This is a genomic window from Aquamicrobium soli (genome assembly GCF_042646345.1).
Classification (GTDB): domain Bacteria; phylum Pseudomonadota; class Alphaproteobacteria; order Rhizobiales; family Rhizobiaceae; genus Mesorhizobium; species Mesorhizobium soli_A.
In genome coordinates, this window is sequence record NZ_JBHRTK010000001.1 from 328,478 (window position 1) to 342,332 (window position 13,855).

Genomic DNA, 13,855 nt, shown 5'->3' on the forward strand with positions numbered 1-13,855 from the left:
AAACACGAGAGGATGTGAATTGTTCCCAGTGGATATCTTCGGGTCGCTGGGCCAGGGGCCAAAGGCACATAGACGGAGAGATGATGGATGTCCTGGTTAAGGACGATCAATCCGACCGAATGAAACCCCTTGCCAGCCTCAGGTGTGATGATTTTCCACGGAACCTCCCGCACACTCGGACGTTTTCCGCGGTCTCGATAGGTCCATGACCATCGGGATAACTGCGAGTGGGCCCGTCACCTTCTCTCACTGGTGGCGGGCTTTCTTTAAGTTGCCGCCAAGAAAGGCCCCAGAGCGCTGAACTGACTCGGTAAGGTTGGACGGTTCATGGAACGGGTAGTTTTAAGCCTGGGTCGGGTATCGCACAAAATGATCGATGGCCGTGTCAAGGTCGGATTAGAGCGTGGCGACGAAGCGAGACAACGAGCGGCTCATCAGCCCGTTCAAAACTGCGGGCTGAGGAACACCTTCAGGGGCTCAGAGGGCGTGGATTCATACGAACGTGAGCGACACGATCGTGGTTTACGTTTTTTGGACGCTTTTGTCGGTCGTAGACCTAAGCCACCGTAGCACTAGCGATTCCTCGTCGTCCAACCCCTCGATCCGGTGCTTTCCTCGACTGGCCAGAGCCATCTCCCTGGCAAGGTCACCGTTCACCCAAGTGTCCAGAACGGAGGGATGAACATAGCACTGCCGGCACACGGTACGCGTGTTGCCAAGCCGCTCGGCCACTTGGTCAATAACGCCGTTTAGCACCTTTTTCTGTGCCGTTTTGCTGTCAGGTCGTTCTGTCTGAGCCAGAAGAGAGGCGGCATGGATCGTGCCGCCCCAGGTACGGAAATGCTTGGCGCTGAAGCCGTTGCCGGCAGCGCTGCGGATATAGAGATTGACGTCCTCGGAGCGCACCGGTCGCCGGCGGCCATCCTCATCGAGATACTGAAACAATTTCTGGCCGGGAATATCCTGGGCGCCGCGCACGACACGGGCAATGCGCCGGTCCACCAGCTTCAACTTCCATACCTTGCCAGACTTGCCTTTAAACGAAAAACGCAGCCTGGAGCCGGTGATATCGACATGGCGGTCGCGCAACGTGGTGAGGCCGAAGCTCTTGTTGTCGCGGGCGTACGCAGCGTTGCCGACACGTATCATCGTGTTGTCGAGTAACCAGACGACCGATGCCACCACCCGCTCGAAGGGTAAGCCATGGCGCCGCAGATCCGCGTCGACTTGGCTGCGCAGCGCCGGTAACGCTTCTGCGAATGCGATCAGGCTTGAATATTTCTCTCCGTCGCGCTCGGCCGCCCAATCTGGATGGTAGCGGTATTGCTTGCGGCCCTTCTGGTCACGTCCCGTTGCCTGAATATGGCCATTTGGGTCGGGGGAAATCCACACATCTGTCCAGGCCGGGGGGATGGCAAGCCCGCGGATACGCTGAACGGTCTTTCCCTCTCCGAGCTTCTCGCCTGTCGGACTGACATACCAAAAGCGTTTCGGCGCACCCTTGCGACGGATGCCGGGCTCGCTGTCGCTGACGTAGACCAGTTGCGCACGCTCGGCCGCTAATTCGTTGCGGCTAGCCTCAATCAGCTTCGTCTTATCCAACATGACCGCCTCCGCAGAGCCACGACGCCACTTGGGCAGGGCAAGATTTGTCGCCCGAGCGCAGAGGTCGCGAAAACTCTCCAGTTCCCGCGTCGGCTAGGTGTCCACTTCCGGTAAATGTTTTCTCCATCTCCGGATTTGATCAAATTGCGGCACCGTTCCGATTTTGCGTATCCCGGTTCAGGCTACCCATAACATCGCCCTGGGCTGTAAGTTCCGCTTCCGGCTAGCGCTCATACGAATGCCAGAACAAGTGACTTTACTCGAGTTCATGAATCTTCGCCTGCGGCACAACTCGGGCAGCAATCTCGCAAAGGTGCCTGTGGTGGGTGAGATAAATCACCTGGCCCACGCCAGCCATCTGTCCGAACAGCCGAAACACTTGTTCCGAACGCGGCTCGTCAAAGGTCTCCATGATGTCATCGGCGATGAATGGCACCGACGGTCGCGCGGCTGCAAACTCCTCATATCCGGCAAGCCGGAGAGCCAGATAGAGCTGGAACCGCGTGCCCTTGGACATGTCGACGGCGAGCTTTGATCCACCGGAGCGTGACAACCCGATCAGTGCTTCCTGGTCTTTCTGCGGCCGTGTCGCAAGGCCGGTGTATTTGGCGTGCGTCATCAACCGGAACGCTTCGGAGGCTCGGTTCATCATTGCGCTACGATGTTTGTCGCGATAGGCGCGTAAGGCATGATCGGCGACCAAGCTGCCCGTCTTAAGTCGCAGATAGCGAATCGCCAGATCTTCGATTTCGAGGAGGACCGTGCGGCGCATGGCCTCGATGCGTGCGACAACGTCATCACCACCAATGGCGTTCAGCTTGTCGGATGCGCGTGTCTTATCGGCGAATAGCTGCCTTGACCGTCCTTGCAGATCATCGAGCCGCGTCGTCAGTTCCGCCTGTTCCTGCTGGAGCGCGGCGAGGTCAATTTCTGCCAGGACAGCCATTGCCGCGGCCAGCGATTGCTGCTGCATCTCCCCGGAAATTTGCTTCTCGGTCCTCGTTAGCTGCTCAACCAGTTCCTTCCGTTTACGGCACCGCTCTAACGCCTCACGAACATCGGCCAGCGTTTCGACGCCGAAGAATCCTGTCATCTCTTTATTGCGCGCGTCATGAAACGCGATCTCGCCGACCAGCTGCTCGCGTTCCGCAGATAGATCGACAAGGGCCTGCCCGCGTTCCTGTCTTTTCACCAGAATCTGTCTTGCCGCCTCGTGCCGCCCGCTCAGTGCTCTGGCTGCGGCCAGCGGATCCGCGCCGTCGAACGGTTGTCCAAGCACAACACACAGCTCGGCTACCGCCTCGGCGAAATTACGCCGATCAGCTTCCATGGCATCGATGCGATGGTCGAGATCGTCCGACTCCCGCAGTGCTTCTGGAAGGTTGACGATAGCCTCGAGCAACTCGCGAACGGCGCTGACACTGGTTTGCCGATCGGCAAACCAGGTCCCGGCAAGCGCGTTGGACCATAAGCGATGCCATTCGTTTGACGCGGAGATGGCCTTGTCCTGTTCGCTTTTCCGTTGGGAGAGAATGGCGTTGAGTTCATTGAGACGGTTCTCGGCTTCAGTCCTGTTGGACCGCAGGGCAGTATTCTCCGCAAGCACGGTTTCTGCGGCCTGGATCAAAGCCGCTAATGGAAGGTCGTCCGCCGAGACGCCGACGGTATTAAGGACCTCTGCTATGGAACTCTGTTCGGCCTCAAGAGCGGTCCTTGCCGCTTCGATATTGCGGCGGGTCTGCTGCAAATTTTCCCACGCCGACAGCGCAATCTCTTGGTGTCCCGCCCATCGTTCGATCCGCGCAAGCCAAGCGGTCGTGGAGACGTCCGCGGCCAGCTTGATCTCCGCGGGAGTTTCGGCTCTGATTTCCGCCCGAAGCGCTTCGGCCTCATCGTCGATTTCGAGCAGCAGTTCGTCCAGCCGGGCAAGGGTCGCTCTCGTCACCGCGAGCGCCGCAGACCGTGACCGAAGCTCCTCCAGATCCTTTGCCCGTTCGAGGCGGGCTGCGGAGAGCGTATCTGTCCTGCGCATCTTGTCTTCGAACCGGTGCGCGCTGTCGCGGTCCAGTCTGGCCAGATGCTGTGTCCAGGCTTCGTCGCGTTCTGCCAGGGTGGCGGCGGCTTCACTGTCATCGATGATGCCCGCTGCGGCATGCAATGCGTCTATCCTGGCCGTGTCCTCGGCTCTTTTCATCGCCAATTCGGCTTTTCGCTCTGCATATTGCAAGCGCCGCTTGTCGATCGATCCCAGGACGGATTTCCAGTGCTCGAGGCGGCTGGAAGCAGGTGGTGCGATCCTGAGAAGGGCGTCACCGTCCCCCGCCCAGGGATGCAGGACCACCATCGCATTGTCGAATGCCTGCTGCTTGTCCGGCAGGCTGCGATCAGCAAGCCGGTGTTCGGCCATCAGATCAGTTTGGCGGAGGCGACTGTGGATTGATTGCAGCCGCGCGATGGTCCCGGCATCAATGACATGGATCTGGTTGAGGGCCGCTCGCGCGAGCTTCGCTTTTTCCAGCGCCTGTTCTGCCGCCTCACATTCTTTTTCGGCTGACCGTCGGGCGACATCGATACCGGACCGCTCGGCGATCAGGTCACGGAGGGTACCGATCGTGGCCGCTGGTACGAGCAAGGTTCTAGGCTCTTCAATTCCCGACTTGCCGAGCGCCGCCAGGATGAAATCCACTTTTCGGCTCCATTCCGCCAGCGCGGCCTTCCTTTTAGGAAGATCACTTTCGGCTGTCGTGTAGCGGCTGGCCAACTCTGGCAACCGATCGAACCGGTCGGACAGCTTGAGCAGCGTGTCATCGACCACAAGTCCTTCGAGCTCTTCACGAATTCTTTCTTGGCGCTGCCCTATGCCCGACATCTGGGTCTGGAAGCGCGTTTCCTCGTTCATGAGATCAAGAACGGCGGCCGACCACTCGGCAGGTGGATGCGGGAGTTCCTCATACTCCTCCAATTCGGTCGCGATCCGCCGATAGTCGATCGAGAGCGGATACGCCCGCAGCAGGCGGGCGATCTCATCCTGGCGGGCCTTTCCCATTCCGATGTCCCGCATCACCTCTTCATATGCAGAACTTGCCTGTTGCAGTGCGGCGGTTAGTGCCTTGTATGCCGACGCCTGTACGTCAATCTCGTCGCGGCGCGATTTCAGGGCCGCCATCTCGTGCTTGAGGCGGGCAATCCTGGTCGAACTCGCGCGCTTGCGGAAAATGCCGTCGGCTTCTTCATTCGCCTTCTCGAGGATGGAACTGATGCCTGCCAGTCCAGCGCTTGCTGAAAACAACAATTCGCCGAGATCCCCTTTACTTTCCAGAATGGCATTCCCGCCATCTTCCAGGGTTTGGTCGTCGAGCGAGAACATCATACGATACGTTTCACGCGTCAGCCCAGCGAGCGGTGCGCTCAAGATCGCTTCGTTGACGAGCTGGCCGTATTCGTTCAGTAGCGAATTACTGCGCTGCTTGAGACGCTTGAACGCGTGAGCCTTCCCATCAAACTCGAGACAGGCTCCGATCTCCATTGCCTTACCCTGATGCAGGAAGCCATAGCGCGTACGCTCCTCGATTCCGAAGAGGAGGTCGAGAAAGCCAGAAAGTGCCGTCGACTTGCCTGCTTCGTTCAAGCCGTAGACGATGTGCAGGTCCGGTTTACCGGGCGTACGCTCACCGAAATCGATCGAATGATCGGTGAACTTGCCGTAGCGGGTGAGGTCGAGCCGGCGAAGACGCATCAGGCATCCTCCGGAATTTCCGGCTTCAGGCGCGCCAGCATGTCCTCGCTGCCTTCCAAAAGAAGCTGATCGACCAGAGTCTCGAACGCAGCTTCGTCATCGCCGCTGAAGCCGCGGGCATCCGGGGGAAGATCATCACGCAACTCCTGGACGAGATCGCGGACGACATCGCGGATGCCATGCCGGTGGACGACGTCATCGCGCATCAGTGAGCCCAGTTCGAGGACCGGATCCGCCGCAGAACCTTCGCCGTCAATCCTAGGAGTGCTGGTCGCGATCTCGAGCTTTTCGATCCAGATATTTCCTACGCTCTCGGCGCGCTGCTCGACCTCGGTCTGCAGCAAATCACGATCCCGTCGCAACTGCCACGACAATGGGGTGGCGCCGATCAGCCGCAGGCGCCCGACCAGATGGCGGGTTCGTGTACGATCGCGCGCTTCGCCAAGGCTTTTTTCGATCAGCGCCGCTGCTTCCCGGCAAGTCGAGACTGGCGAGAGATCAATGGTCACCCGTTCGAACTGTGCGGTGCTGGTCCGACGTTCCTCAACCGCAAGGCTGCGGTCATCGTTGACTGTCACCAGCGTGACTGTTTTCTCGCCAGCCTCGTTGATATCCCGCCCTTGCGGCATGCCTGGCATGATCACCGTCCGCGCGCCGGTGTGTTGCGTCCGAGAATGGATATGGCCCAAAGCCCAATAGTCGAAACCCCAGTTGTGAAGATCGGACACTCTGCAGGGCGCGTAGGGATCATGACCGGGCGCGCCTGCCAGGCTCGTGTGCATGATGCCGATGTTGACCGCATCGGGGGCAGGGCGCCGGTACTTCTCGAGTAAGCTGTCCGGGGCCTGGGGGTGGGCGAAGCTCAGCCCATGGATCGAAATGGCAAGGTTCTTCTGCTCAATATCGATCATCTCGGCGCGGCCGCCAAATCTTGCGACCGAAGGAGGCAGGATCAGTTCCTGCGTAATGCGCGACATCGCATCGTGATTGCCCCTGATGATGAAGGTGGCAATTCCTGCCTCATGCAGCCGCTGCATCTGGCCGGCCAGAAACCGGGCGGTCTTCATCGACGTCTGGTCGCCGTCGTAAAGATCGCCAGCGATGATCAGCGCATCTACCCGCTCTTCGATGCACAGATCGACGATTGAGACGAGCGCCTGTCGTGTCGCATCGCCGATAAGTTCCGCCAAGTCGCTGTTGCGCATTGCCAGCGAGCGCAAAGGGGAGTCGAGGTGCAGGTCGGCTGTGTGGACAAATCGAAATGGCATGCAAAGGAGTTCGTCTAATCGTTGAGGATCCGCAAGTAGCCTATCGTACTCGTACCGTCCGCTGCACGGACGATCTTCCGTCATGCACAGTAATGGTTGGATGGGAGAACTGATCGGCGCGGCGGGCACCAGCAAGCGCTGGGTCGGAGGCCGTCGGCAGCGTCTTGTCTGTCCTGAAGGAACAAAGGCTTGGCGCTCACCGCCTCGACTTGATCTGCCACCGCATTGAGAGCCTTTTCCGGCGATCAGGGTCGGTATCGGCGATGATCGCGCGCGACCCAAGGCGCGGCGCACGACTGCTCGGGGACAACGGCCATGGTGGCACGATATTGCGCGAGGCAGAGGCGCACTTCTAGCGGGATGGTCTCTCCCCTGGGCCACGGGCCGGCTGCCCGGCGGGTGTCCGATGGAGGAAGTGAATCCGCTATAGATCCGGTCGCCGCCACCAACACAAAGGCCAGGTTATAGGGGGGCAAAAAGGGACGTCGACGTTTGTTCGAGTTTACCAACTGGTTGCACGAATGGAGAATTTTCGACCACGTCGCAAAGGTGGTCAGTGTTTGCCCCGGAAAAACGGGAGCTGCCGCAGATTTTTTGAGAGCGCCGCTCTAACCACCGATGTGCGCGTGTTGCAGCCTGTCTTGTCGAAGATGTTCTCCAGATGTTTGGAAACCGTGGTCCGAGCCACGAAAATCTCGGAGGCGATCTCGCTGTTGGTTGCTCCGGTTATTAAGAGATCTACGATCTCGAGTTCGCGCATCGTCAGGCCATAAGGTATCTCGCATGCTTGTGCGACGATGACCCGGGCGTCTCCGGACAGGAGGCCCGTGTGAATGCGATACCAATCGGCCCCGTGACGGAAAAGAAACACCTCTGGGATTTGGCCTTGATGCAAGTCGGAGATTCGAGAGGCCAGTGCTTCACGCAATTTTTCAGGCAAGGGATTTACCCGAGGTAGGTCCACCACCTCTCCGTTATGGGTCAGTACACAACCGCTGCTTCCGTCAAGCTGGCCACTGAATCGGGCGGTAAACGACCGAAGCAAATCAGTGAAGTTGCCTAGAATAGTCTGAAGGGCATTGGACTTCGTTCGCTATCATTTCGCGAGTTGGATAACGGGGATCGTCGGTGCTGATGTGGAGGTTGCCGGTGTAGCGGCCATCCCGAGTATGCAACCGTAATGTTATGCCCTCTCGAAATCCGGCTGGCATGAAGACTTCCTGGACCGAGAAGGTCTCGTAGTAGTTGAAGGGCATTTCTGACCATTTGAGAGCTATCTGACGATCCCCTTGATCCCGATAAAGACGACAGGCGATGTCGTCGGTCACCAGCCAGCCGTCGAGGTGGGACAATACGCGCTTGCTGTACCCGACCGAGGCGATAGTTCGATGGGTTCGAGTGGTGGGATCATAAATAGCGAGACTAGAAGCAATATAAGGACGCTTCTTCATCATATAGGTAAGGATTTCTTGAGCGGCCATCGCATCGCAAGCGGAAGCGCCTGTGGCGATGCTTGCAATATCAAGAGGAATGTCCACGATAGTCACTCCGCTTTGCGAAAATATCCGCTTCGCCTTCCGATACCCACCACCAAGCGTTGTGGGTGTATTCTGCTACAAGCTATTGCGGGATCTCGAGAATTATAAAATGTTGCATATCGGAAATGGACAAGTCAACGCCTTTGCGGTGAGGGTTTGATGTCCGGGCGCCCGCGATGCGAATTCGGTCATCACCGGTAAGAATAGAGAGGGCCCGCAGTGCGAGCCCTCTTTCGATTGTCGTATTCACGGGCAGCATGACCGATTGACAGAAAGCCGAGGGCCGCATCTCTCCGGTCTGCATCGGCTGCCGGCATATCCTTGTCAGATTGACCTATAGGCGTCTGCCCAAGGACGTATTTCCTCGATGTTCCGTGCAAGTCGCAGCAGCAGCGCATCCTTGCGCGGCCGTGCTGCGAACTGGATGCCGACCGGCCGATTGTCCGACGTGAATCCTGCCGGAATGGTCAGCGCCGGATTCGAAAGCATGTTGAAGGGATAGGTCAGCAGCCAGTCGAGAATCTGTTCTCGAACCGATTTTCCATGCAGCCATTCCGGCGAGAAATGACCGTGCGGGAACGTCGCCGACGCCAGCGTGGGCGAGGCCAGAACGTCGTAGTCCTGCATGAAGGCTGTAAAGACGTCCCACATCTTGCCGCGAACGATGCTGGCCCGGCCGACGTCGACCGCCGTGGTCGTTTCGGCCGCCTGCATGATCTCGATCAGATTGTCGTCGACCTGGCCACGCAGTGTTTTCCAGTCGTAGAGATCATACACCTCGGCAAAGGCCGGAACCCAAAGACCATCCCACATTGCCTTGGAAATATCTGCCTCCCATTTAGGCGATGCCTCCGTAACCCTGACGCCGAGCTGGACCAGGTCCTTCAGGGTATCGCGGCATATGGCGAGGACTTCGGGATCGACATGGACGCCGGTTCCCAGATCATCGCTCCAGGCAAGGCGCATACCTCTTACGTCGCCTGCGATGGCCGCTAGGAACGACGGCACCGGCTTTTCGATCGTCTTCGGATCGGCATCCGAGGTACCGGCCCAGACATCCATCATCAGAGCGGCATCAGCGACCGTCCGCGTGATGGGGCCATGGAAGAGAAACGAGTGGTATCGGTTTGGAAACAGGGTATCCGGTACGACACCAACGGTTGGCTTTAGCCCGACGGTGCCGCACAATGCCGAAGGTATACGGACAGAGCCTGCGCCATCGTTGCCTTCGGCGAGAGGGGTTATTCCGGCGGCAACCGAGGCGGCGGCCCCGCCGCTGGAACCGCCAGTGGAATAGCCGTGCTTAAACGGATTGTGCGCTGCCCCGTATTCGTGGCCCTCGCAACCGCCATAGTAGCCGAACTCCGGCAGATTCGTCTTGCCGATGAATAGCCCGCCCGCATCGCGCAGTCGGGTATACACATCGGCATCGTAGGTGCCGACATTGCCGTGGTTTGGCTTGAAACCGCTCGTGAAAGGCAGGCCTTTCATCGAGGTGTTGTCCTTGATCGTATAAGGAACTCCGTGGATAGGGCCGAGATGGTCGCCTCGCTGCACCGCGCCATCGAGCTTCCTGGCGTCGTCCAATATCTGCTCGCGATCGACGTAAATCACAGCATTCAGTTTCGGGTTGATCGCGTCAATCCGTGCGAGGGTCGCTTGAGCGATCTGTGTCACGCTGAGCTCGCGATTGCGAACCATTTCGGCCAGCTTCGTGGCTGGAAGGAGGTGCAGATTTTCCAATGGACGGCTCCTTTTGAACTCTCGATTGGGAGATTACGAGCCGGTCTTCCTTCCTGCCCGTCTTGGGCGCGCAGTATTCACCCAATGACGAAAGGCTATGGGCTGCAAAGAGGGCGGGAAATACGTCATTTGACGAATTCTTTCGGGATCGGACCGGTCTCGCGCCCGCCTGTGTCGTCTTTGCGCTGCGAAGATAGCCACGCCCGGCTTGTTCGACAGGCGCGGGGAATCTTGCCCCGGTCTGACGAAAATACGGCATTTGACGAATGTTGTTGGCGCCGCCGACGGTGCTAGCTCTGCCGTCAGCAGGTCAACCGACCCCAGAATTGCGAGCCCGCCGACCGACAAGGCGCCCAATGTGCCGCGACGATGGAAACCTGCATCGATCAAGAACCTCAACATGGGAGTGTTGTTGCATGTTTCTTCGTCTTTCCGGGCACCGCCCGCAGTTTCTCGCCGCAGCCTTTGTTGCCGTCACGCTTCCTGTTGGCGTGACCTCGGCGCAGGCATGCGAAAAGACCTATACGATCGGCTACAGTCATCCCGTCAGCGAAGCCAAGGCCGTCCAGGCTGTCGCGAAATATGCGCAGAAGAGGGCTGATGAAGTCGGCTGCGTCAAGCTGCTCCTCGACGCGACCACCAATCTGAACCTGCAGACCCAGCGCGCGGCGGTCGAGAACTGGATCCTCCAGGGTGTCGATGCGATTGTCATTCGGGCCGTAGACCCGACCGCATTCACCCAGCTTCAGCGCGAGGCTCAAGCCAAGGGCATTAAATGGCTGACCTATACCAAGCCGATGAAGGATCAGGACGGTTCGGTGGGCTGGGATACGAACAAGGCCGGGGAACTGATCGCCGAAGACCTGACGAAGTGGGTCAAGGACCACCTGCCTGCAGGTGGGATATCGGCCGCAGTGACCGAACTGACGATCGAGTCTTCGCTGGCCGGGCAGTGGGAAATTCCGGAAGCGGCACTCAAGAAGCTCAACGTCCCCGTCGTGCTTGCGCAAGACTGTGCCGATCAGGAGTGCGGTCTTGCGATGGCGGAAACCGCGCTGCGCGAACATCCCGACCTCAGGATCTTTATCGGCGGCAGCACCGACGACCCCGGCGTGGGGGCCGCGCGCGCTTTTCAGAATGCCGGGATTGACCCGAATGACGTCTACCTCGGTGGGATGGACGGCTCGGAACAGGCCTTGGTCGAGGTCAAGAAGGGGACATACTACAAGGCCACGGCTGCCATCCGCCTCGATCTGCTGGGCTATTCGATCATCGATGCCGCGCTGAACGCGGTCAAGGGTACGGGAGAAACGAATATCCTCTCCCCGAACCAACTGGCGACGACTCGCGATGCCGAGCAACTGGATCAGTTGATCGACCAGTACAAGTGAGGTCGGAGATGACCGCCCGCAATTCCATCCAGCTGATCGATCTTTGCAAGTCGTACGGAACGGTCACTGTCCTGAAGAACATCAACCTTGAGTTCAGGCCAGGAGAAGTTCATGCCATTCTTGGCGCTAACGGCGCGGGAAAGTCGACATTGCTTGGTTGCCTGAGCGGGGCGGTCCATCCAAGCTCCGGTTCGATCGTCATCGACGGACGAGAATTCAAGGGTTTCGCCCCGCGCGAAGCTCTTGATGCCGGAATTTCCATCATTTACCAGCACTTCCAACTCGCGAATTCGCTCAGCGTCAGCGACAATGTCTTTCTTGGCGACGAAAGACGCACCAAATGGGGATTTCTGGACAAGGCGGGCCAGGCGCGGATCACGTCTGAAGTCCTGGCTCGCATCGGCCTTGAACTCGACCCGGATGAGATCGTCGAAGACCTCAGCGTAGGCGAGCAGCAGGGCATCGAAATCGCGCGCTCGGTTCGACGCGAGCCGCGGCTCCTGATATTGGACGAACCGACCGCCGCACTTGGTAAGCACGAGGTCGAGGCGCTGTTGGCGCTTGTGCGCCGTCTGGCCCATGAGTTGGGCGTCGCGGTCATATTCGTGACGCACCTGCTGGGCGAGGTTATGGCAGTCGCCGACCGAATTTCAGTCCTGCGAGAAGGGCAGGTGCTATGGACGAGAGCCCGTAGCGAGGTAGGAATCGGCGAATTGGTTGCCGCCATTTCGCCCGATGCCGTTTCCCTGGAAACTCGTCGTTCACGCGAGGTGTCGCAGAAGGGTCTCGCGCGCTTTCATGGGTTTCGCTCCAGTTATTGTGGTCCGTTCGACCTCACCATAAATGAGGGCGAGATCCTCGGGATCTATGGGATGCTGGGAAGCGGACGGACAGATCTGCTTGAGACGATTGCGGGCGCGCGTCGTCCGTGGTCAGGCAGGTTGACCCTGCGAGACAGGGAACTGCATTTCGAGTCGACGATCCAGGCGATGACGGCAGGAGTTGCGCTGGTTGCTTCCGATCGTCTTGCGCAGGCGTTGTTTCCCAGTCTTAACGCGGTCGAAAATCTGATGATGCCGCATTATTCCCGGATGTCGCGCCTGATGCGCAAACCCCGCAAGGAATTGGGTATGTTCAGGCAGATGGCTGCCGATTTGCAGTTGAGGCCGTCCGGCCCGACGACGGCCGGATCGGCCTTTTCCGGTGGGAATGCGCAGAAGTTGGTCCTGGGACGCTGGCTCTGCGGCCTTCGAGACATCGCGCTTCTGTTGTTGGACGAACCCACCCAGGGTGTCGACGTCGGATCGCGTGCGCAAATCTATCAATTGCTGCGCCGATTTGCCAAAGAGGTGACGGGGCGAGCCGCGATGTTTGCTACCAGCGACCCGGAAGAGGCGATAGCCCTTGCCGACCGCATCGTTGTCCTGGTGAACGGCCAGGTGGCGCATGTTGTCGACCCCTCCATTGGCGAAGCCGAACTGCTTTCCTTGGCTCAGACCGCCGAAATCGCGCATGGCGCAACCCATCAGCTCGGCTCAAAAGAGGACATTGCGCTATGACCGCGATTTCGAACGAGACAGGGCGCGCACCGGCGTTCACACCGAGCAGGGTCATCATCCTGGCCATCAATTTCGTGATGCCGCTAGCTACGCTGGTGTTGATGGCGTTTTTCGCGGCCAACACGACAGCCTTCCTGTCGCTCGACAATTTCGCGGCCCTCATCTCTCAGAACGCTGCCGTCATCATCATTACCGTCGCCTCGGCCATGCTGCTCATGGCCGGTTATGTCGATCTGTCGGTGGGCTCGGTGATGGGCCTCGCCGGCGTTGTGGCGGGTCTGGTGTTCCTGGATGCGGGCACCGTTCCAGGGCTCCTTGCCGGCATTGCGGTGGGTCTCGGCTGGGGGTTGGTAAACGGCATCCTGATCGGCTTGTTCGAACTTTCGCCTATCGTGGTTACGCTTGGCGGACTTGCGGCGGCACGTGGTATCGCATTGGCGCTCGCTCCGAATGCCGTCTACGGTTTTCCGGAAGCGGTTGTGGCTTTGGGGAGCGGGAAATTCCTCGGCCTTGGCTACATTGCCTGGATTGCGCTCGCCGTCGCCGCGGCCGCCGTGCTTGCGATGTCCATCACTCCGTTCGGCAAACATATCCTCTCGATAGGCGTCAATCCCCGCGCTGCCTTTCTTGTTGGCATACGGGTCAAGAAGACCATCCTGACCTTGTATGCGCTGACAGGCCTTTCGGTCGGTGCCGGGGCGGTGTTGATCGCAGCTCGCCTTGACAGCGCTCCATCCGGAACGCTCGGGGTTGGCATGGAACTTACCGCGTTGACCGCCGTGTTGCTGGGCGGGGTGCCTTTCACCGGCGGGCGTGGCAGCATGTGGCGCGTCCTTCTCGGTGTCTGGTTCCTGATGATACTGCGAAATGGACTGGCCTTGATGAATGTGGGCACCGAATTCACCAACATCATTTCGGGCGCTGTCTTGGTTGTGGCTGCTGGCCTCGAGGTCCTGCAACTACGTCTTCGCAAGCTCGCTTGATATTTTCCGTGAATTCCTGATCCCGTCGATCG

The 13,855-nt window shown here is 59.1% G+C and carries 9 protein-coding genes; 3 read left to right on the forward strand and 6 right to left on the reverse strand.

The genetic code is table 11. The annotated features are described in order from the left end of the window. Window positions 1-522: 522 nt before the first annotated feature. The 6 genes from ACFOHJ_RS01710 to ACFOHJ_RS01735 form a co-directional block, all read right to left on the reverse strand. Window positions 523-1,605, reverse strand: a complete 1,083-nt coding sequence (locus tag ACFOHJ_RS01710) for a DNA topoisomerase IB (protein WP_378217826.1) — start codon at window positions 1,603-1,605, stop codon at window positions 523-525. A 256-nt stretch (window positions 1,606-1,861) separates the two neighbouring features. Further along, window positions 1,862-5,341 (reverse strand): AAA family ATPase, encoded by a 3,480-nt coding sequence (locus ACFOHJ_RS01715; protein WP_378217828.1) that lies wholly within the window; start codon window positions 5,339-5,341, stop codon window positions 1,862-1,864. Beyond that, window positions 5,341-6,609 (reverse strand): metallophosphoesterase family protein, encoded by a 1,269-nt coding sequence (locus ACFOHJ_RS01720; RefSeq protein ID WP_378217830.1) that lies wholly within the window; start codon window positions 6,607-6,609, stop codon window positions 5,341-5,343. Before ACFOHJ_RS01720 ends, ACFOHJ_RS01715 begins: the two co-directional genes overlap by 1 nt. 553 nt (window positions 6,610-7,162) lie before the next feature. Beyond that, window positions 7,163-7,549, reverse strand: coding sequence for a LuxR C-terminal-related transcriptional regulator (locus ACFOHJ_RS01725; protein WP_378217832.1), 387 nt, complete (start codon window positions 7,547-7,549; stop codon window positions 7,163-7,165). A gap of 106 nt (window positions 7,550-7,655) precedes the next feature. Continuing rightward, window positions 7,656-8,147, reverse strand: a complete 492-nt coding sequence (locus tag ACFOHJ_RS01730) for a hypothetical protein (protein WP_378217834.1) — start codon at window positions 8,145-8,147, stop codon at window positions 7,656-7,658. Between the two features lie 324 nt (window positions 8,148-8,471). Further along, the gene (locus tag ACFOHJ_RS01735) at window positions 8,472-9,890 is read right to left on the reverse strand and encodes an amidase (RefSeq protein WP_378217836.1); all 1,419 of its coding nucleotides are present in this window, start codon (window positions 9,888-9,890) and stop codon (window positions 8,472-8,474) included. Between the two features lie 416 nt (window positions 9,891-10,306). Here ACFOHJ_RS01735 and ACFOHJ_RS01740 point away from each other — a divergent pair, with 416 nt between their 5' ends. From ACFOHJ_RS01740 to ACFOHJ_RS01750, 3 genes are read left to right on the forward strand one after another with little or no spacing between them, the layout of a single operon-like run. Beyond that, window positions 10,307-11,281 (forward strand): sugar ABC transporter substrate-binding protein, encoded by a 975-nt coding sequence (locus tag ACFOHJ_RS01740; protein ID WP_378217838.1) that lies wholly within the window; start codon window positions 10,307-10,309, stop codon window positions 11,279-11,281. Between the two features lie 8 nt (window positions 11,282-11,289). Next, window positions 11,290-12,840, forward strand: a complete 1,551-nt coding sequence (locus tag ACFOHJ_RS01745; protein WP_378217840.1) for a sugar ABC transporter ATP-binding protein — start codon at window positions 11,290-11,292, stop codon at window positions 12,838-12,840. Continuing rightward, window positions 12,837-13,823 (forward strand): ABC transporter permease, encoded by a 987-nt coding sequence (locus ACFOHJ_RS01750; protein ID WP_378217842.1) that lies wholly within the window; start codon window positions 12,837-12,839, stop codon window positions 13,821-13,823. Before ACFOHJ_RS01745 ends, ACFOHJ_RS01750 begins: the two co-directional genes overlap by 4 nt. Window positions 13,824-13,855: the final 32 nt, after the last annotated feature.